Raw genomic sequence first — 20,988 nt, forward strand, 5'->3', positions numbered from 1 at the left:
GCGGGTCACTTAGTCTTGATATAACCCTCGCTGTAAGTCTTGTCGGGTTTTCGCCAGACTCAAGACGTTTTTGCTGATCTTGCATGCTAAGATACAACCACGGGTTTATATTTTTTAAAAATGGTTTCTGACTAATCTATCCGAAAGATATAGTCCAAAAGACACCATCAATCGAAGTAGTTTCTCGTGACCGCAATAGCGACAGCATGGGTCCGGTTCTTCGCGCCAAGCTTCGACACTGCTTTTTGCGCCCGCTGCTTTACTGTCGATTCTGCAATGTTCAATGCCTCCGAGATATCGCGTTGACCCTCCCTGTCTCTCATCAGACGCAAAACGTCCAGTTCGCCATCCGTTAGTGACGCCCGTCCTGTGACAAGCTCCACCCAAATCTCAAACTTCGCCCGCAGCGTTTCTAATTCGCTATCTGTAAACTCTCGATCAGGCCGTGAAAGCGTGATGAAAGATCTCTTCCGGGCATTTTTTGCTGATATCACAGCACCGTAGTTCATATTGAAGACCCTGGCGCGTTTCAGAATCCACCGCACGTCGGGCAACGAGATTTCCGACCAACGCCGTGTTCCCGAATTTGCTATAGTCCAGACCAGCACCGGGTCGCCGGCAAAGTAGTTTCGGTCCTCGTACTCTGCACGCCAGGCCTCGGGGTACTCGCTGTGCATATATTCCGGACCGCGAAAAGTCATATTGAACGCGAGGATGAAACCCGATGGGGCGAAACCCTGCAAAGTTAGAAGCTCTGCTTCGAAATTTGGAATGATCTTGTCCAACATTACACCCTCTTTCTCTGGCTCGAGCTTGGAAAAGTGGCTTTTGGGATATCACCAACAGGCACCAACATTGACTTGTTAACCATTATAAACGGTATTGGACCCACTCAATCAATAGGTGTGTGGAGGTGACTAATATTCGCGTAATGGCTGTAGCAGACTTTACTCCTGACATGGTCGATACCCTTCAGAAGTATTTCCCGAACTACGAAACTGATGGCGTCGTCGAAGTCGAAGTCACCACTCATGGATTGTGGTTGGTCACGCCCAACCGAAAGATGCGCCACTTCCTCGGGCTCGCGCGCAAGCCCAAGAGCAACATTGTGATCCCCCTGCCTCACCTGAACTTTTTCAAGGACGACTGACCAAAAATGGAAACGACGGTGATCGAGCTTCCCCGAGACTTTGCGCATTACGATTTGGTGCGTGGGTTTCTCGAGCTGCGAAAGCGCGTCTTTATAGATGACATGGCTTGGTCTTTGGTCGAGGTTTCTGAATTGGAGTTCGAGCAATACGACACATTCAAAGCCGTCTACATCATCGTCCACGAGGGGGATGAGATTTTGGCTGGGGCGAGGTTGCTGCCGACCAACACTTCCATCGGCACGGGGCGCATGAAATACTCTTACATGATCAAGGACGCTCATGACGGTCATCTAACAGGAATGCCGTCGGACCTTTGTTTTGACAGCCCTCCCAAGAGTGATACGGTTTGGGAACTTACAAGGCTGGTCTCAAAGCCAAAGACGAACGCCGCGAAGCTGGTCCTTTTTGAGGCAAATAATTTTCTTAGGCGCCAATGCGCCAAAACTTGTCTTTTCCTCGCGCCGCCGGCGTTTTTGAGGCTTGCAAAGTCGATGGGGTTCTCACCTCAACGCCTCGGCCCAATTGTTGGAAACGAAGACGGCCGTTTTCTCGCATTCAGCTGCGATGTCGTCTATGCCGACGAGGTTCAGGTCTAGCGCAACGCGCTCTAGTAGCGTTGCCACTCTGTCCGCCCTTCATTCCAAAAGAAGTCACGATAAGTGAGCATGACGGCTCGGTTACTAGGTCCAGTATAAGAGCTTCGTGACGGAAGCGGTCGCATCCGCCCATCAGGATCGACGAACGAGGCTGGCCATGGCTCGTGAGAGCCTAGAACTTTCAGAATCTCTTTGCAGTTTTCATTTTGGCGATCGCAGGATCGCACCGACCAATCCCATTGGCGAGGTTCGTTTGGAGGTTCATAGGACCGCGCCCGGAACCAAAGAATGCGCATCTCCTCGAGCCAGGCATAATCGATGCCTGACGTGTCCAAAGAAACCACTTCCGACACGCGATTCGAAGAACCTGGATCTCGGGCATAAGTACAGGTGCCAATCGGAGGCTGCACAGGAATCGGTGTCACGCACCGGATCATTTCTGCTTTGGCCGCTGTGCAAACCGCGCTCGAAGGAAAGCCACCGGCAAGGCAAAGGATGATCGCGCAATCAATGTCGTGGGCTTGTGCTGGCTGGTTTGAACTCAACAATGAAAAGGCTGCTGCCAACAAATACTGTTTCCGAGAGTGCATTCGCGCGACTCCTTATAGTGGAAGAACTAGGCATATTATCGCTCAAATATCAAAATGCACAATATTACATATTGCAAAGATATGGGTTTGCGCGTTTTCATGCTGACGATAGAAGGGCTCCCGATAGGGGAGTCCGGTGCCGATACATAAAAATCAGATTTTGATTACGATCGAAGGGGTCAAAGGCCTCATCGCGTCGAAGGTCGCCTTCACGTGCCGGTACGAGCTTGTCGGGTTCAAAGACGATGGGAAGCCCCAATATCAATGCGTCTACCTGCGTCAGGGTGAGCCCGAGGCCATTCTCGTTTCAACTCGGATCACGCCCTACGGACCAGAGCCGCGTTACTTCAACATTTGGCCGGGCTTGTTCAAGCATCACCATGAATTCGGTGATGGTACTCCTTTGTGCGTCGATGTTGACTATACAATCCGTAAAGCAGACGGCAGCCGAGGCGTTGATCTTTCTCAAGGACGGGAGCGTTCGAAAGACTGACGGCTGGATTACCCATTCCAAACGCTTGCCAGACGAACCAGTACGCGCACCCCAACAGTCCACGCCAGTCCCAAAGCGCGACATCCTTGATTCGATCGCTCAGACGGCGCAGCGGTATGAAGCAAATCACGCCCTAAACAAGCATCGGATCACGGCTGAGGAATGGCATGATCTGTTCCGTGCGCTGATTGAAGCGGAAAGCGCTTACCGCCCCACTGCGATCAGCCCCAAAGGCGCTTACGGCTTGGGGCAGTTGATGCCCGCAACCGCCCATGACCTTGGTGTTGATCCCAAGAGCATCACCCAAAACCTCGATGGTGCGGCGCGGTATCTCCTTACACAGCTGGCTTTATTTGACAGTATCGACCACGCCCTCGCCGCCTATAACGCCGGGCCGCATCGGGTGACCGAATATGGCGGCGTTCCCCCATTCCGAGAGACCCGCACCTACGTCGCGCGGATAACCCGCATCCGTGCGCGTCTTGCCGCAAGCCGACCTTCTTTCGCCGTTCTGAAGCCAGATCACTAGTTGCCCGAGGCCCCTATGACCAATCGCTTGCCCTACCGTTTTCTCTTGGCCACCAGCCTCGTGCTCAGCGCGCTCCCAGTTCACGCCCTAGACCTTTCCCCGATCCAAAGCATGCTTGAAACTGTCGAAGCCGCACTTACCGGGGGCATTGGCAGCTCAGTGGCTGTGCTTGCCGTCATTGGAACAGGCTTCTTATGCATGTTTGGGCGCCTCAACTGGGGTTGGTTCGCTTCGGTCATCATCGGAATCGTCCTCATCTTCTCAGCGGGCACAATCGTTGAGGGGTTCACCTAAAAATGGCCGACCGCTCCCCTGTCTTTCTCGGCCTTGCCCGCCCGCCTAAGTACCTTGGCCTGCCCATCGGCTATCTCGTAGTCCTCGCAACTGCGATCGTGATCCCGTTCATTTGGACCAAATCGCTCCTTTTCTTCGCTCTCGGCGCCTTCCTCTATCCCATGGTGTGGTTCCTCGCCGACCGCGAGCCCCATTTCTTCGAACTTTTTCGCGTCTCCTACGGTTCAGTTCGCAACACCCGAAACCGTTCGAACGGCGGAGGCGACAGCTATGGCGTTTGACATGTTCTCGTCCAGTAAGCGCGGCGCAGCGCTCCACGCGGCTGGTGCCAGAGACTTTCTGCACGAAACCGCTTTGGCGACCCACCTTCCCATGGTTTCATTTATTGGTTCCGACGTGATGGTCCTGCGCGAAGGTGATCTGATGGCCACCCTCAGGCTTGGCGGCCTCAACCCACTCACCACACCAGACGCCGATCTCGATGCCCTGAAACGCGCCGTAGCCGCTGTTATCGCTCAAATCGGCAATGCATTCGCAATCTACATTCACCGGATCTCGGTTCCTCAAATACTGAAGATGACAAAAGTCGCAGGCGAAAGTTTCGCTGCGCAGATAGATGCCCGCTGGCAAAGCCACCTCGACGATATCGCTCCAAAGAAAAAACAACTGTATCTCAGCATCCTTCGCCGCCCTGCCCTTTCCACACGTCTTTTCCCATTCAGCTCGGTCGCAAATGGAGTATGGGCTAAAAATCGTGATACGCGTTCGGCAGAACTCAACGAGGTCGTTGGCTTCTTCGAAGCCGCGCTTGCAGCTGCAAAACCCGCGCGTTTAACCAAAAACACTGGCGAATGGCTCGGCGTCATCAATACGCTACTCACCGGCCATTACACGCCCCTCTCTTCGCCACAACACGCCATGCCCATCGCCTACAGCCTCGGCACGTGCCGTGCAGCATTCGAAGGCGGAACGATTCAACTCTCATGCGCAACGACGGGTGAGAGCCGTTGGGGTGCGCTTTTCAGCATCAAGTCCTACCCCGCCGTCACGGATGTCGCATTGCTAGATGGGTTGGACCTGCCCCTTGATATGGTTCTCACGAACTCCTTTACGCCGATCCCAACGAACATCATGGCCGAGCGCATCCAACGCATTATCCGTCAGATGAACGCCGCCGAAGACGCCGCCGTTTCTTTGCGCGACCAACTACAAGAAGCGGCTGACGATCAGGAAGCCGGGCGTATCGCCTTCGGGGACCACCATCTGTCGATCGCCGCTTACACGTCGGACCGCCAAACGCTTGAACATGCCGCAGCCGAGGTCAAACGCTTGGGCCAAGAGGCCGGGGCCGTCGTTGTCCGTGAAACCATGGCGCTTAAAGCGACCTATTTCGCGCAGGTTCCCGGCAACTTCGGCTATCGCGCCCGAAGAACGCCGATCTCAACCATCAATTTCGCCGACTTCGCGGCTCTACACGGTAGCGTCGAAGGACAACCACCTACTCATAGTCCGTGGGGTGAAACCATCACTGCTTTCCCCGGTACTGGATCGTCGGCCTATCGGTTCAACTTTCATGAGGCCGGACACACGAACAAAGAGCCAACTGTCGGCCATACCTTAATCTTGGGGCGCACCGGCAGCGGTAAATCTGTCATCGCCGCCTTCCTTGCAGCCCAGGCACAAAGGATTGGAGCGCGGGTCTTCGTATTCGACAAAGATCAGGGACTCGAAATGGCCATCCGCGCGCTTGGCGGCCACTACAACCAGATCAAAGCCGGTTTGCCCACAGGCATGACGCCCTTGAAGAGTGAAACTGACACGCGCGGAAAAGCCTGGCTTACCGATTGGATGTCAGCCCTTTCTGAGAGTGCGGCTGCATTGACCCCGGAGCAAGCCAAGCACCTCCAACACGCCGTCGCGCAGAATGCGAAAGCCGGTGATGCTCTGCAAAACTTCGATACCTTTGCCACCCTATTCCAATCACTGGACGACGAAGGCGCTCTCCATGCCCGCATTTCCCAGTGGGCACCCGGCAGCCGCTATGGATGGGTTTTCGATCATTCTCTCAACGAACATGCACTTCGAACAACCGGAAACGTGGTCGGTTTCGACATGACCGAAATCCTTGACATGACCACGGAACGCACCGCCGTCCTTGCCTATATTTTCCGTTTGATAGAACGCCAGATTGAAGACCGGGGGCCGACCCTGATCATACTTGATGAGGCATGGAAGCTGCTCGATGACGACTACTTCGCGACGCGGCTCGAGAATTGGCTCGTAACGCTCCGCAAGATGAATTGCGTGGTCGTTATGCTGACCCAATATCCCGGTCAGCTACAGAACGCGCGGGTTGGAAAGACGATTGTCGAGACTATCCCGACGCAGATTCTGTTCCCCAATGATCATACAAAGCCATCTGACTACAATCTGCTCGGAGTGAATGAAAAAGAAGCTGCCTTGCTCACTGAAACCACGGCCGGGCAACGCATCGCTTTGGTCAGATCTGCAAGTGAAAGCGTCTTCATCGATGCTGACCTCTCCGCACTTGGATCTCTCCTCACCATTCTCGGGGGTGGCCAATCCGGCGCGGCCATCGCAGGCCCCGATTGGCGCTCTGATCCAACATTCTGGAGGGTCCCATGAAAAAATTTGTTCTACTATTTGCCCTGATCCTCTTATCTGCCTGCGAACAGTACACTGACGCGCGATCTCCCTGTTTTGGCGCAAATGGGGAACCGGTTGCCGCCGTCACGTTGCTACCAGTGCAAGCCAGCGACGATTGTCTTTTCGCGCCGGTAGGAGAGGACTGGTGAGAGCAGCCGTCAAACTCGTATTGGCGTCAATCCTCGGTGCGACGCCCGCCTTATCCCAAGGCGTCCCGACCCAAGACAATATCGCGATCTCTCGGCTTTTTGCGCATCTCGAAATGTGGGCCAAGGACAATGCTGTCCAAGTCGATAAAAAGTCTACCGCCGAAGCCCTAGCTAAGATCCAAAGCGACCAGTTGAAGGCTCTCGCGTCGATCACATCCGCAACCAGCGGCCCTTCGCTCAATATCACCCAGCTAGAGGCTGACCCAGATGCGCCTGTGAACTCTGTCTATCCAACACCCAATTCGCATCCAATGGACAGCCGCCTCTTCGGCGAAGGGCGTGAAACCGTCGAGATGATGATCGTTCGCGTCGCAACCGAGTTTCAAGGCGCGCCCGGCCTTGCGCGCGCAGGCTTGTCACCCACCCAATGGCGGTGCCTGTTCCAAGCTCTCATTAAGCAAGAGAGCCGGTTCAGCGTCACCGCTCAAAGCCCCGTCGGGGCCTACGGCCTAACCCAACTGATGCCTGGCACGGCCTCCGACATGGGCATCGACCGCTACGACGTCATGGATAACTTGCGCGGCGGCGCGCGCTATATCACCACGCAACTGAACGCGTTTGGTAACATTCCCCACGCGCTCGCCGCCTATAACGCAGGGCCAGGTCGTGTTCGGCAATACGGTGGCATTCCACCCTTCAAAGAAACGCAAGGATACGTCCGCAACATCACGCGGTTCTACAACGAATACTTTGCTGTCATCGGTGGCGCCGACGCCCTTGGGACCTTGTCCCCTTCAGACTGGGCACTGGCTGAGTACAGCAACACCTCCGATGCAAGCACGCTCTATGCCGTCGATGCCTTTGCCAATAGCCAGATCGTGATTGATCGGCTTTCAAAGATCATTCGCCAGATCGACGAAACCCCAGACGTCAAACGCGCCATTGAACTGAACACCTACGCCCGTACCGAGGTTGGTCGCATCCTCGCCACGCGCTTGCGCCTGATGTCTGCCACGCACCAACGGCAGGCCATCCAAAACCAGCACTTTACAGCTGACCGCCTCGCCGAGCGTAGCTTCAAAATGTCGGAGACCTTGCAATGAACCGTGCCCTGATCCTGACCGTCTGGATGATCGGCAGCCCCCCTGCCCTCGCCCAAGGCGTCCCCACCTTCGACAATTCGCAGCTTCAGCAGCTTGTGCTGCAGCTTGAACACATGGCCAATGATCTGAACGTCCAACTCGACCAGCTCGCAACAATGCGCCAAGAGCTCGAAACACAGATTAGCCAGCTGACAAACCTAGAGGCACAGCTGACCTCTATGGTTGATGGTAACGAGCTCGGAAAAGTTCTTGCGACAGCGCAAGAGTTCCAGGAACTCAAAGGCCAGCTCACCGCTCCGATCGAGACCGCTGAGGCTCTCACGAACGGTGACTTTCTAGGCGGTTTTCGCCCCAACAGCACCCTAAGCGTTTCCATTGAAAAGCTTCTAAACGGCACCGGCTTCACGCCCGAACGCCTAACCAGCCTTTCCAAAAGCACTGAACCCCTTGACCGCTTCGTCGCGACGCAAGCTGGCTCCAGCGCAATGCTATCCGCCGCCGCCGAGGCGAGCCATTCCGAAGCGGGCCAAAGCCTCGACCGTCTCGAAACCATGGTGGGCCTCATTGACGATCAACCGGGGCTCAAATCAGCCGTTGATCTGAACACACGGATCACCGCCGAGCTTGGGATCGTTCTCACTCAGATCTGGCGTCTTGAAGCAGCCGAAGGCGTCAATGCCGGACAGCTTGGTATTGTCGACGCAGCCACGCTCGCTGAAGAGCGGAAATTCAGATCCATGGAGGTCCCCCAATGAAAAGCAAGCTTTTGGCCCTCCTATTCGCCGCCTCTGGCCCAGCTTGGGCCGACCAACCGTTCCAAAGCATGTCACAGCCTCAGCTTGCGCCCGAATGCGTTGCGCCAAAGCCGCCACGCGACCTCGCCGAGACTGCCTACACCCGAAACGCCTACCGCGCACTGATGCGCATTATGGCCGTCGAAGTCTGGGAAAAGACCGGTTCATGCGCATGCCAATTCGCTCAGATCTCATGGCATGATGTCCTCAAAAAAGCAGAGAATACTGACCAAAGTAGCGACCCCACGCGCGCCTTCGACACATCCTCCCTTCGCCAGCAGCCGACGAACTTGAAGCCGCTCGATCAGCGGCCTGTGCGCCTTAATGGGGATCATCCGAGATATCCTGAGCCAAGTCGATGACGCCATCGCCGATGTCGCGCAATCTGGTTTCACTGACGGGGCTGCCGTAGTCGGCGACATCATCACCGCAGGCGGTATCCTTCTACTCATAATTCTCGGGATCAACGTCGTAACGCAACTACGGCCGATGAGTTTTGCCAGCGCTTTCGCCTTTGGGATCAAACTCTCGCTCATATCGATATTCGCCCAGAGTTGGGACAATTTTGCTGTCGTTTATCGAATTGCCGTCGATGTTCCCGAAAGCATCGGCGCCGCCATTCTGGACCTCACCGATAGCGGTGACGAGGCGGGCGTTTATGAAAGCCTCGATGGAATGGTGAACCGCATCACGGCTTACGGCGACGCCATCGGCGACCGAGCCGGCTGGGTCTTCGGCGCCGTCCTTGGCGCGATCTTCTTCGTCCTCTCCGCCATTTTCGCCGCCGTCACCGCTGGCATCATCGCTTATGCGCGGATCGTATTCACACTGATGATCGTCATTGCGCCTTTCATGATTCTCACCTCACTATTTAAGCCAACCCAATCGTTGTTTGAGGCTTGGACGCGCGCCACCATAGGCTATGCTTTGATGCCTGTCGCCGCAGCAGGAGCCGCGGGCATTATCGTTGCGATCGCCGAAACCATTGGGGACGCTTCCGCAGATCCCGCAAACGTTGAAACTGTCGGTTTGATCCTACCATTTCTTGTGATCCTTTTGCTCTCCGCTGGCATCATGGCTGCGGTCCCTTTTATTGCGTCCAATTTGACCGGCGTCATGGGGATCGCGTCAAATGCCAGTGGCCTGACGGGCCTCGCCAAACGTGGCATCGTAAATTCAGGCGAATACGGTGCAGGAGCTGTCGGGCGGGCTGCGACCGGCAAGACCCCCTATCAGCTCCGCCAAGACGTCAGCACGGCGGCCACAAAAACCAACCAGATGGTGCGCAACTCTCCTGCTGCGCTTCTCTCGGTCATCAAGTCGTTTCGCAAGACATGAGCGGCGATCCTCCCTTCGATAAAGACGCCTTTGAGGCGGACTTTATCTTCGCGCCGCGCAGGCGCGAAAGGATCGCGTACGCCGTCGCTGCTGTGGGCTTGGTAATCGGACTGACAGGTTTCATCGGCGCGGTTTCGCTCTTTCCCCTGAAGATCGTCGAGACCTTCGTTGTGGTTGTTGATCAAGAGACCGGTCAAATGGACCGGATCGCCGCCGTTGAACCTCTGACACTTGATGAAAGCGACGCCATCATCCAAGCCCATCTGGTTGCCTATGTGGATGACCGGGAGACTTATGACCTGACTGATGGCGAACAGCGGATTAATTCGGTCTTACAGCGCTCTGACGATGATGCCGCGCGCACCCTGCGCGAACTCTGGTCTTCTCAAAATGAGGACTATCCCATCACTGTCTACGGCACAGATGCCAAGATCGACGTTGTTATTCGCTCGGTAAACCAGATTGAACGAGGGATAGCCCAAGTTCGCTTAACCAAGACCCTACGACGCCCCCGCGACGCCCAAACCGTCACACGCCCATACGTTGCCACCCTTGCTTACGATTTCAGACCTGAAACGCGCCAGCGTCTGCAACAGGTCTGGGCCAACCCGCTGGGCTTTGTGGTCACCGATTACCGTGTCGATGCCGAAACTTTGGAGGACTGACCATGCTGCGCCCCTTACTCTGCGCCCTACCCTTTCTGTTTGCAGCCGAGCCGATCTTGGCCGAGGCGACGCCCCGTGGTGGCCCGAAAGACATTCGCATCCGCTATGCCAGCTACGATTCTCAACAGGTCTTCCGGATCGAGACCGATCTGCGCCACGCTACCACGCTCCATTTCGACGCGGGCGAACGGTTTGACGCGGTCATCGTGGGCGACACCGAAAGCTTTCAGGTCGATCCCCTGCCCGAGTTGGGCAACGTCCTGACGATCAAACCGCATGTCTCAAAAGCTTCGACGAACATGACCGTCATCACGAACCGGCGCACCTATTCGTTCCATCTGCACGAAGGCTCCATCCCAGGTCGCACCGGAATGTTTTTCGACGTCCGGTTTCGCTACCCGGATGCAATCTCCCGAGGTCAACCCAAGGCCAAAGCCTTCGCTGGCCCTAAAAACTATGGCTATCAAGCCACCGGCAACGGCGATTTCCGCCCCGCCGCGATCTATGACGATGGTCGCTTTACCTATTTCACCTTCCCTGAGAACTCCCGCCAGCCTGTGATTTTCAAAGCAGACAGCCAAGGGCGCGAACGCACCGTGAACTGGACGCAACAGGGCAACATCGTTCGCATTGCCGGCATAAACAAGTTCTGGACCCTGCGTCTCGGGGACGAGGCCATTTGTATATACCGCGACACATCGCGGATTAGCGCGCGGAACTGATCCATGGCGGACGATCCTGATCTCCAAAAGCGCCTTGAGACGTTTCAGAAGCCTCGAAAGATCCACACACTGCGTCGACTAAACATCACAACGCTGGCAATCGGTCTCGCTCTTGGCGGCGCGGCCATCGCTTATTTCATCACGACGGGTTTCACTGAACTTCAAGAGCCCTTGCAGACATCTCAGGTCGATCCCTTTCAGGACAATCGCCCACCGGGCGGTCTTTCTCTCGAGTTCCCATCAGAACAGCGCGTGGAGCAGGCGCTCTCAGCTGTTGAGGAGGCTCTGGAGCTCCCACAGTCGCCCCCTGCCCCAGCCAGGCCAGATGAGGCACTCCTGAGCGAGCTACAGAGCCTCCGAGACGCCCTCGCCGCCAGCCAAACTGAACGCAACATAGCCATCCAGGCCGCAGTTGCCGATCTTCGTGCGGCCTTCCGAGACCAAACTGACGCGTTGCATGCTGAACTGGATGAACGGGAAGCCCAATTCAACCGACTAGAACGCGAACGCCAGACCCAACTCAACTCCCTCCAAACCCGGCTCGATGCTGAACGTGCCCAACGTGCAGCCCTTGAGGCTGATCGCTCGAATGACGCGCTGATCCGCGACCAGGAATTGATCGCCCAACGCCGCCAGCTGGAGGCCGAGCAGCGCCAGCAGGAAGCCGAACGCCAAGCGGCCGAACGTCGTGTCGCGCAAATCACATCGCCTGCGGTCGTTTACAGCCAACCCCAAACATCAGCAGAAAGCTCGACCGCAGATGTCCCTTCCCCGCTCTTGACCGAAGAAGCAACCCAAATGATCCGTCCCGATCAAACGCTCTCGCAAGGCACCGTCATCCAAGCGGCATTGCAGACCGCCATCAACAGCGACCTGCGCGGCAACGTCACCGCGACTGTCAGCGAACCCGTCTATGCCTTCTCTGGTGACACCATTCTCATCCCACGCGGGTCTCGCCTCTTCGGCCGATACCGCTCTGGCCTCGCCATAAATCAAAAGCGCATACTGATCGAATGGGGCCGCATTCTCACACCTGACGGCACTTCCATGCAGATCGCGTCTATTGGCGCAGACACCCTAGGACGCGCGGGTTTAACCGGCGTCGTAGACACTAAATTCGATGAACGTTTCGGCGGGGCAGCTTTGATCTCGCTCATCGGTGCAGGTAATGCAGCCGCTTCCGATACAGCCATCGCCGATGTTGGTTCAGACCTAGAAGCAGCCAGCCGCTCTGTCATCGCCGATCAGCTCTCTCTCTCACCTACAATTTATGTCGATCAGGGGGCGTCCGTCACGGTCATAGTCGACAGGGACATAGCGGTCTATTGAGTATGTCTTTGTCCTCCTCCAGCTACCTTGAGAGCTATCTTGAACCACTCAAGACGGCTCTTTCCAGCACTCATACCATTGAGGTCGCAGTCAACGCGGACGGGCAGGTTTGGGTCGAATGCCAAGGCGACGCAGCAATGCGCAAAATGGATCAGATCATGCCTCCCGAGGCGGTTCGCAATCTCGCTCAGAGTCTGGTCGGGGAAACAAACGGCAAACTATCCGATAAGTCTCCAATGGCGTCCGGTACGATCAGCTACAACAATCGACCAGTTCGATTTCAGACGATTATCCCACCCGCTCTTCCCGAAGGGGCAGTCATTTCTCTGAGGCTTTTCGGCGATGATAAACTTAAAGACCATCAGTTCGAGTATCTGGGTTTGAAATCCATAAGTATTGAAAAAATAAATAAAAACAACATATTAGATAATAGTCTAGATGATATCCCACAGACGATTATCAAAGACGAACTCAACGTGATTGTCAGTGGTGGGACATCGACAGGCAAGACCACCTTGGTGAAACACCTGCTTCGCCTCATCCCTCAGACTGATCGGCTTATCACTATAGAGGATGCGCCTGAGCTGTTCCCCGATCACCCGAACACCGTCTCACTTATCTCCGAACGTGGACAACAAAGAACCAGATCCCCCTCCGCCCTTCTTCAGGCAACTCTCCGGCTGCGCCCGGATCGCGTCATCCTAGGAGAGCTTAGAGGTACCGAGGCGTTCACATTCATAGAGGCCATCAATACCGGTCACGGAGGCTCAGTTACGACGCTTCATGCAGAGACGGCCACCCGCGCGTTAGACAGGCTCGCAATGATGGTTCTGCAGGCAGGGACAACGCTCACATATTCGGACGTGCACCGATACGTAAGCGAAGCGATTGATGTCGTGATCCATCTTGGTCGGCATCAAGGACGACGGGGTATTGTCGAAATGAAGTTCCTCAGAGCGGATCAGGAAGGCGTGATTCAATGAAAACACGAGGGTACGACCAGATTGATGTCTTGTATCTAGAAACGCGTAAACCTCTAGGTTTAGAAAAAAAACTTGCCAGAATCGTGATTATCCGCAACTTAGATACGGAGAACAGTGAATAAAACGATTTTTTCCGTAACAAAGAGCAGAAGCAAAAGCTTCGTAATCGGAAAAGAGTTTAAAATAGACCCTAACACAGGGCAAGGCGGGCAAAAATGAAGGATATCCACCAGCGGATTGATTCCCTTGTGGGCGAGCATGCGCAAAAGCTTTCAGAGCGTCTACAGGCGCATCGTGCGCAGCTCTTCCCCCCGAATGCAGAGCGTACGTTGCGCAAGTTCACCAGTGGTGAAGTTGCTGATCTTCTTGGTGTCAAAGATGCCTATTTACGCAAGCTCCATCTCGATGGAAAAGGCCCGTCGCCCGAGATTCGCAGTGGTGGACGGCGCTATTACACGCCCGAAGATATTCAGGCTTTGCGAGAGCTTTTGGAGCAAGGCGCCAAGACCCCAGGCACTTACCTGCCCGGCCGACGTGCAGGTAACAAGCTACAAGTTATCACTGTTATCAACTTCAAAGGCGGCTCCGGCAAAACCACGACTTCGGCCCATTTAGCCCAAAAGTTGGCCCTTGATGGCTACCGTGTTCTTGGGATCGACCTCGATCCGCAAGCCAGTTTCTCTGCCCTGCATGGTTTTCAGCCTGAATTTGATTTGCTTGATGGCGGCACGCTGTACGACGCGATCCGCTACGATGATCCTGTCCCTTTGCGCGACATCATCCGAAAGACCTATTTTACCAATCTTGATCTGGTCCCCGGAAACCTGGATCTGATGGAGTTCGAACACGAGACCCCTCGCGCAATTATTGAAGGTGGCAGTTCGCTCTTTTTCACCCGCGTCGGTGAAGCGCTGTCCAGCGTCGAGCAGGACTATGACGTCGTCGTCATGGACTGTCCTCCACAGCTCGGTTTCGTCACTATGTCTGCACTTAGTGCCGCAACCGCCATCCTTGTCACCGTCCATCCACAGATGCTGGACGTTATGTCGATGTGCCAGTTTCTGCTCATGACGTCGAACCTTTTGGGGGTCGTGGCCGAGGCGGGTGGTGATATGTCATACGATTGGCTTCGCTATGTTGTTACGCGATATGAGCCGGGAGATGGCCCACAAAATCAGATGGTTAGCTTCATGCGCTCAATGTTTGGGGAGCATGTTTTGAACCATACCGTGCTCAAATCCACGGCAATCTCGGATGCCGGTATCACCAAACAGACACTTTATGAGGTTGAGAAAAGCCAGTTCACCCGCAGTACATATGAGCGCGCAATAGAGTCTATTAATGCGGTAAACGGCGAAATTGAGGATCTGATCCAGCAAGCATGGGAGCGTGGCGATGGCACGTAAGAACCTTCTTCAGGGCCTTATGGACGATGCAAAGTCCAAGGACACGCCAGCCGAGCCGCGCGTTGATGTGGCGCGCCCCCGTTATACCACCGGCGCGATCGGTGCCGTGAGTGAATCCATAGCTAAGTTGAAAAGCCGGTCTGTGGTCGATCTGGATCCATTTACCGTCGAAGGGGCCGGTGTCAAAGACCGACTGGATTACGACGATCCCGAACATGAAGAGCTCGTTGCCTCAATCCGCGATTACGGCCAGCAGGTGCCCATCCTCGTGCGGCCTCACCCCGAAGAGCCCGAGCGTTTCCAAATCGTCTACGGTCGGCGTCGTCTCTTGGCGCTACGCGACCTGAAAATGCCGGCGAAAGCCTTGGTACGTGACCTTGACGATGCCGCTTTAGTGCTGGCCCAAGGTCAAGAGAACTCGGCAAGGAAAGACCTGTCCTTCATCGAGAAATGTAACTTTGCAAAGCAGATGCGCGATGCCGGCTACGATCGCAAAGCAATTTGCGGTGCGCTCTCTTCCGACAAGACGTCCGTTTCGCGGATGCTTAAGGTCATAGATGACATTCCGATTGAGCTGATCGAGGTCATAGGGCCTGCAGCAGGTGTCGGCAGGGATCGTTGGGCGGGTCTTGCTGCGAAATTGTCCAAGGATGACTTCTCGACGAACGACATCGTTGGGACGGTCAATCTTCTCGCTGGCACCCTTTCGTCCGATGAGCGGTTTGAGGCTGCTTTAAGTGCGATTGGTGAAGGTCGCGCCGGATCCAAGGCCCCTGACCCGTCCGACCTCGCTAAGACACGTACTCAGACCAATGTGGTGCGCAGCGAGAACGGTTTTGAGATTGCCAAAGTCAAACGGAGTGACGAGGCCGTCACTGTCGTCGTACCGGGCACCGAAGAAGGTAAATTCGGTGATTGGTTGGCGCAGAACATTGAGGAGATTTACCGCGAATGGGTCACCCAGACCTCAGGCGGCAAATAGAGGCCTGCGAGGCCAGAGCAGTAACCAAACAGGAGGCACGATCCGACCGCAAAAAGAAAAAGACCCCTCAGGCATAACACCCAAGAGGCCCTGTTCGTAATCTAGACACTTCCGAATCTAGGGGTTCCTCTGCACCGCTGTCAACAGCGCACGCCTTTGGGCGAACAATATTTTGTTGTCCCGTGAAACTATATGCAACGACTGACCACAACGCCTTTCGGGCGCACCCTTTCGGCTGCCGTATTAGAGACCATTGACCGGGTCGAAGCGGGCGGCCCCGTCCCTCATATCGACAAATGGGAGGTCTTCCGGCAGCTGTGTACAGCGCGACAGGCTTTTGGGGTAACAGACCGGGATCTAACGGTACTGAATGCGCTCTTGAGCTTTCATCCAGGCAAAATCCTTGGGGACAACGCGCCACTGATCGTCTTTCCATCCAACAAGGCGCTTTCTGAGCGTGCCCACGGCATGGCAGAAAGCACGCTGCGGCGGCATTTGGCGTCATTAGTGGCTGCTGGACTTCTGCTGCGCCACGATAGTCCCAATGGTAAGCGCTATGCGCGCCGGGGGGCCGGGGGCGAGCTGGTACGTGCCTTCGGGTTTGACCTCAAACCTCTCCTTGTACGTGCGGATGAGATCGCACACGCGGCACAGGCGGCCGAGGATGCTGCAGAGCGTATGCGGATGCGCCGTGAGGAAGTTTCGCTTTTACGTCGAGACGCGCTCAATCTGGTTCTCTATGGACAAGAGGCTGGCCTGTCTGGTGACTGGGAGAAGCTCTTGAACAGCCTTATGGAGACGCATAAAGCTCTGCGTAGGCGGCTGGACGCCGGGACACTGGACGCACTTCATAACGAGATGTCGGAGTTGCTGGATTTGGCGCAAGCTATGCTGACAGATGCAGAAAAAATGAGCGGCAATGCCCGGAGATATGAGCGCCCCATTCAGAATTCAAATACAGATGATTCTGATCTTGAACCTTCCTTAGAAAAGGAAAGGAGCGGGGGTCCGAGCACTAATCCTGAGATGGTACATGATCAGAAAGAGCCAAGGATTCCGTTGGGGCTTGTCTTAAAGGCGTGCCCAGATATTGAGCCATATAGTCCGCATGAGATCAGGCATTGGCATGAGCTGGTTGCTGTGGCGTGTTTGGTGCGTGGCATGATGGGCATCAGTCCTTCGGCTTGGGCTGAAGCGCAGCGGGCAATGGGACCTGAAAATGCAGCAGCGGTTCTGGCCGGGATGCTTCAGAAAGTTGAGGACATTCGAAGCCCTGGAGGGTATCTGCGGAGGTTGACGCAGAAGGCTGAAGATGGAGCATTTTCGCCGGGGCCAATGATTATGGCGTTGCTGCGGGGTGGTGAAAGTTGACGGCTGTCAACTTTTTGGCCTCAGAACGACAGTTGACGGCTGTCAACTTTTTCTCTGAGGTTCTCATATCTGATAAAAAACAAAAAATAGATAGTGATCCTTGTAAAATCGGATACAAAGTCGGATATTGCAATGATGATTAGTCGCTGGAAATCAGAAGAGATCGCAAGAGCGCTTGCAAACTCACCTGCTGTGGCCATCCTCGGTCCGCGTCAGGTTGGCAAAACCACCTTGGCGCTTGAGATCGCAGAAAACTATCCGTCCGTCTATCTGGATTTGCAGTCCGAGCAGGACCGGATCAAACTGTCTGACCCAGCCTTTTACCTGCGCCAGCACAGCGACAAACTAGTTGTGTTCGATGAGATACATCGGACGCCAAATCTATTTGACGCGCTGCGCGGGCTGATCGATGAAGGGCGAAGGGCAGGGCAGGGGGCTGGCAAGTTTCTTATGCTGGGCTCGGCCTCAATGGACCTATTGCGCCAATCGGGGGAGAGCCTCGCAGGGCGGATCGCCTATGTGGAATTGCAGCCACTGGATTTGCTTGAGGTCGGATCACCGTATCTTGGCCAATTATGGTTCCGAGGGGGATACCCCGACGCATATCTGGCTGCAGACAATGCAGCGTCGGATCGCTGGCGGCAGGACTTCATCAGAACTTATCTAGAGCGCGATATCCCTGATCTGGGGCCGCGCATTCCGGCGGATAGATTGCGCCGGTTGTGGACGATGCTTGCGCATCTTCAGGGTGGCTTGCTGAACACGGCGACGCTGGCGCGCAACCTGGACGTCGATCATAAGACTGCCTCGAAATACATTGATCTTCTTGTGGATCTATTGCTGGTCCGGCGACTTGCGCCTTGGCATGCCAATCTAGGCAAAAGGCTGGTCAAATCCCCGAAACTGTATCTTCGTGACACTGGAATTCTGCATACGCTGCTGCAAATTCCGTCGCTTGAAGCGCTGGTAGGGCATCCCAAGCTAGGCGACAGCTGGGAGGGTTTCGTAATCGAAAATGTGGCTGCGCGGCTCAAAGGTCTGGCACGGCCATATTTTTACCGTACGGCGGCCGGCGCTGAAATTGATCTGATCCTGGATTTCGGATCCGAGATCTGGGCCGTTGAGATCAAGCGCAACCCGACTCCGCGATTGAGTAAGGGGTTCCATCAGGCCTGTGCAGATTTGAATCCCGCCCGGCAGATTGTCGTACACGGGGGCGATGAAGTATGGCGCTTGGCAGATGGGACTGAGGCTTTGCCATTGAGTACGCTAATGACCGAGCTTTCGGGGTAGGCGAGAATGACAGCGATGCGGACTTTCCAGACCTCCGCTTCGAGTGCGCCAAAGTCCGGTTAGGCGAACGGTTGAATAAGCGGTGAATTTTGGAAAGAGCAAGGTTATGGAACAAAAGCTATTCACTCGCGTTTTGAATTTACGTACAGTGGGCGGGTCAACATCCACATGACGAAACCAGATACGCAGCTCGAATCATATCATGGCAAAGCACAGCGGCCGCACATTTGGCGTCATTGGTCTTGGAAACTTCGGAAGCACCGTTGCGACCGAGTTGCAGCGTTTTGGCAACCATGTGATCGGCATCGATATCGACGAGGCGAGAGTTGCTAGGCACGCAGAAAATCTGTCGCAGGCCATGATTGTGGACGCTCGCGACGATGTTGCTTTGCGTGAAGCTGGCCTTGCAGATTGCGCAATCGGTCTGGTCGCGATGGGGTCGGACCTTGAAGCCAGCATTCTCGCAGCTATCAATCTCAAGCTGATCGGAGTGCCTCTTGTCTGGGCAAAAGCAACCACCAAGACGCACCACCGCATCTTGAGCAAACTTGGCGTGGATCGCATCGTGCATCCAGAGGTCGAGGTCGGGCAGCATATCGCACAGGTTCTGCACAATCCGCTGGTGCGGGACTACGTCAGTCTGGGCAATGGCTACCATGTCGTAAACTTCCGGATTCCCGAAAGTCTTGAAGGCAAATCTCTATCGGATCTGAAACATAAATCCGGCTTTGAGCTGCGCTGCATAGGTGTAATGCGAGGAACCGAATTTCTGGGTCAGGATGGCAGTGATTGCGCGCTAGAGCGTGATGACCTTCTTTTGCTGTTAGGCCAGCGCAAGAACCTGCGCGATTTTGCTGGTAGCCTATGAAAACGCTGCGCCGCTTCATGCGGAAATTATGGTTCGACAGGTCCATCAACTTGCCGCCACCCGCTATTTTGGTGCTTTTTTATATCATCTTTATCATCATCGGTGGCCTTACCCTGTGGCTGCCAATTTCACACACCGGCGATATCGGCTTCAGCGAAGCGATTTTCACCTCAACCTCTGCCGTGACTGTCACAGGCTTGGTGCTTGCCGACACGGGATCGGCCTTTACCGGATTTGGTCAGGCGGTCATTGCCATCCTGATCCAGCTTGGCGGGCTTGGTCTGATGACAACTGCCGTGCTGGTTCTGGGCGCGCTTGGTATTCAGGTCGGTATGCCGCAGCGTATGATCTTGCGCGAGGAAGTGAACCAAACGTCATTGTCCAATCTCACGGTTCTGGTGCGGGTCATCCTTGTCATCGCACTGGTCTGCCAGACCACAGGTGCCATCCTTCTCGCTTTCGTGTTTATTCCGCAATACGGCTCGAGCGGCATATGGCAAGCGGTGTTTCATTCAATTTCAGCGTTTAACAATGCGGGTTTTGCGCTGCATCCCGACAGCCTTTCGCAATGGGTGGGCAATCCGGTGATCAACATAGTCATTCCGCTGCTGTTCATTTTTGGGGGCATCGGCTTCATCGTGCTGGGTGATATCTATCAGAAACGAAACTGGACGCGGCTGACCCTGCACACAAAGCTGATGCTGGTTGGCACGCTTGTCCTGATCCTCTGGGGCAGTATCGCGTTCGGTCTGCTGGAATGGTCCAACCCCGACACGCTCGGCACGCTCACCACCGGCGAAAAACTATGGGCCAGCTGGTTTCAGGGCGTCACACCTCGCACAGCTGGCTTCAACACGATCAACACCGGCGGCATGCACGACAGCTCGACTTTGCTGACGATGACTTTGATGGTTGTGGGTGGCGGAAGCACATCTACGGCGGGCGGCATCAAAGTGACCACTCTTGCAGTTCTTCTACTGGCGACGGTGGCCTTCTTTCGTAGGCGGACGGTTCTTCACGCGTTCGGTCGTTCTATCGGTCTGGAGGAGGTTATGAAGGTCATGGCGCTGACTACAATCTCCATGTTGCTTGTGCTGACAGGCATCTTCATCGTCTCGATCAGTCATGATGGTGATTTCATGGATCTGGCGTTCGAGGTCGCATCGGCCTTTGGCACCGTTGGCCTGTCGCGTGGGGCGACAGGTGAACTGGACGGGTTTGGTCGAGCCGTCATTATTTTTGTGATGTTTATTGGCCGTGTCGGCCCACTCGCCATCGGTTTTTTTCTGGCAACCCGCAGTGTTCCACGCGTGAAGTATCCATCCGGCCAGATCTATTTGGGGTAAGGACCAACGACAGTATTTCAGAGTGTGCTACACCAAGGGTGCTTGCGTTCAACACACGTTCCATTTTGGCAAACCTGAGAACGTGCGGGATTTACGCTGCCACAAACGCCGTTCAAATCTCACGAAGTCATTTGAGATTTTTGCTGTGTAGCAAAAACGGACATTCCGACATCCTGCAGCATTTGTGAGTTAGGGCTGATTTTGTTGAAAAACTCTTCTTTTCTGACGCTTTGGTTTGCGTCATCGCGTTAATTTACTGGGATGTCCGAAGTAGGACCGCGCTCTTACTCAAAGGCTGGGTCCATCGGCTTGAGCTTTG

20 protein-coding genes are annotated in these 20,988 nt (G+C 55.1%); 19 read left to right on the forward strand and 1 reads right to left on the reverse strand.

The genetic code is table 11. The features are described from left to right. Nucleotides 1-167 precede the first annotated feature (167 nt). A complete protein-coding gene (locus tag KUW67_RS17760) occupies nt 168-788 on the reverse strand; it encodes a LuxR family transcriptional regulator (RefSeq protein ID WP_224826680.1) in 621 nt (206 codons plus the stop codon). A 170-nt stretch (nt 789-958) separates the two neighbouring features. Here KUW67_RS17760 and KUW67_RS17765 point away from each other — a divergent pair, with 170 nt between their 5' ends. From KUW67_RS17765 to KUW67_RS17855, 19 genes are all read left to right on the forward strand, one after another. After that, on the forward strand, nt 959-1,150 hold the full coding sequence (locus KUW67_RS17765) for a hypothetical protein (RefSeq protein WP_224826681.1): 192 nt from the start codon (nt 959-961) through the stop codon (nt 1,148-1,150). Nucleotides 1,151-1,156: 6 nt separating this feature from the next. Beyond that, the gene (locus KUW67_RS17770; RefSeq protein ID WP_224826682.1) at nt 1,157-1,747 is read left to right on the forward strand and encodes an acyl-homoserine-lactone synthase; all 591 of its coding nucleotides are present in this window, start codon (nt 1,157-1,159) and stop codon (nt 1,745-1,747) included. A gap of 982 nt (nt 1,748-2,729) precedes the next feature. Beyond that, on the forward strand, nt 2,730-3,359 hold the full coding sequence (locus KUW67_RS17775; protein ID WP_370635037.1) for a lytic transglycosylase domain-containing protein: 630 nt from the start codon (nt 2,730-2,732) through the stop codon (nt 3,357-3,359). A 15-nt stretch (nt 3,360-3,374) separates the two neighbouring features. Then, nucleotides 3,375-3,653: a TrbC/VirB2 family protein gene (locus KUW67_RS17780; RefSeq protein ID WP_224826683.1), complete on the forward strand. Its 279-nt coding sequence runs from the start codon at nt 3,375-3,377 to the stop codon at nt 3,651-3,653. A 2-nt stretch (nt 3,654-3,655) separates the two neighbouring features. After that, a complete protein-coding gene (locus KUW67_RS17785; RefSeq protein WP_224826684.1) occupies nt 3,656-3,934 on the forward strand; it encodes a type IV secretion system protein VirB3 in 279 nt (92 codons plus the stop codon). Beyond that, complete coding sequence (locus tag KUW67_RS17790; protein WP_224826685.1) at nt 3,924-6,299, forward strand: helicase HerA domain-containing protein; 2,376 nt, start codon at nt 3,924-3,926, stop codon at nt 6,297-6,299. The genes KUW67_RS17785 and KUW67_RS17790 overlap by 11 nt, the downstream gene beginning before the upstream one ends. Nucleotides 6,300-6,465: 166 nt before the next feature. Then, nucleotides 6,466-7,572 carry a lytic transglycosylase domain-containing protein gene (locus KUW67_RS17795; RefSeq protein WP_224826686.1) on the forward strand — a complete coding sequence of 369 codons (1,107 nt, stop codon included), beginning with the start codon at nt 6,466-6,468 and terminating at the stop codon, nt 7,570-7,572. Continuing rightward, the gene (locus KUW67_RS17800; RefSeq protein WP_224826687.1) at nt 7,569-8,327 is read left to right on the forward strand and encodes a type IV secretion system protein; all 759 of its coding nucleotides are present in this window, start codon (nt 7,569-7,571) and stop codon (nt 8,325-8,327) included. The genes KUW67_RS17795 and KUW67_RS17800 overlap by 4 nt, the downstream gene beginning before the upstream one ends. Nucleotides 8,328-8,690: 363 nt before the next feature. Next, the gene (locus KUW67_RS17805; RefSeq protein ID WP_224826688.1) at nt 8,691-9,704 is read left to right on the forward strand and encodes a type IV secretion system protein; all 1,014 of its coding nucleotides are present in this window, start codon (nt 8,691-8,693) and stop codon (nt 9,702-9,704) included. Next, the gene (locus KUW67_RS17810) at nt 9,701-10,369 is read left to right on the forward strand and encodes a virB8 family protein (RefSeq protein WP_224826689.1); all 669 of its coding nucleotides are present in this window, start codon (nt 9,701-9,703) and stop codon (nt 10,367-10,369) included. The genes KUW67_RS17805 and KUW67_RS17810 overlap by 4 nt, the downstream gene beginning before the upstream one ends. Next, complete coding sequence (locus KUW67_RS17815) at nt 10,366-11,091, forward strand: TrbG/VirB9 family P-type conjugative transfer protein (RefSeq protein ID WP_370635038.1); 726 nt, start codon at nt 10,366-10,368, stop codon at nt 11,089-11,091. Before KUW67_RS17810 ends, KUW67_RS17815 begins: the two co-directional genes overlap by 4 nt. Before the next feature lie 3 nt (nt 11,092-11,094). Beyond that, nucleotides 11,095-12,420, forward strand: a complete 1,326-nt coding sequence (locus KUW67_RS17820; RefSeq protein ID WP_224826691.1) for a TrbI/VirB10 family protein — start codon at nt 11,095-11,097, stop codon at nt 12,418-12,420. 2 nt (nt 12,421-12,422) lie between these two features. Next, on the forward strand, nt 12,423-13,403 hold the full coding sequence (locus KUW67_RS17825; RefSeq protein ID WP_224826692.1) for an ATPase, T2SS/T4P/T4SS family: 981 nt from the start codon (nt 12,423-12,425) through the stop codon (nt 13,401-13,403). A 215-nt stretch (nt 13,404-13,618) separates the two neighbouring features. Then, nucleotides 13,619-14,809 (forward strand): plasmid partitioning protein RepA, encoded by a 1,191-nt coding sequence (gene repA, locus KUW67_RS17830; RefSeq protein ID WP_224826693.1) that lies wholly within the window; start codon nt 13,619-13,621, stop codon nt 14,807-14,809. Continuing rightward, nucleotides 14,799-15,791, forward strand: coding sequence for a plasmid partitioning protein RepB (gene repB / locus KUW67_RS17835; protein ID WP_224826694.1), 993 nt, complete (start codon nt 14,799-14,801; stop codon nt 15,789-15,791). Before repA ends, repB begins: the two co-directional genes overlap by 11 nt. 192 nt (nt 15,792-15,983) lie before the next feature. Next, nucleotides 15,984-17,162, forward strand: a complete 1,179-nt coding sequence (gene repC / locus KUW67_RS17840) for a plasmid replication protein RepC (protein ID WP_224826695.1) — start codon at nt 15,984-15,986, stop codon at nt 17,160-17,162. A 132-nt stretch (nt 17,163-17,294) separates the two neighbouring features. Beyond that, a complete protein-coding gene (locus tag KUW67_RS17845; RefSeq protein WP_224826696.1) occupies nt 17,295-18,455 on the forward strand; it encodes an ATP-binding protein in 1,161 nt (386 codons plus the stop codon). A gap of 202 nt (nt 18,456-18,657) precedes the next feature. After that, a complete protein-coding gene (locus tag KUW67_RS17850; RefSeq protein WP_224826697.1) occupies nt 18,658-19,323 on the forward strand; it encodes a TrkA family potassium uptake protein in 666 nt (221 codons plus the stop codon). Continuing rightward, entirely contained in the window at nt 19,320-20,669 is a 1,350-nt protein-coding gene (locus KUW67_RS17855; protein WP_224826698.1) for a TrkH family potassium uptake protein, read from the forward strand. The genes KUW67_RS17850 and KUW67_RS17855 overlap by 4 nt, the downstream gene beginning before the upstream one ends. Nucleotides 20,670-20,988: the final 319 nt, after the last annotated feature.

The organism is Cognatishimia sp. MH4019 (assembly GCF_020177595.1).
Classification (GTDB): Bacteria; Pseudomonadota; Alphaproteobacteria; order Rhodobacterales; family Rhodobacteraceae; genus JAHTBL01.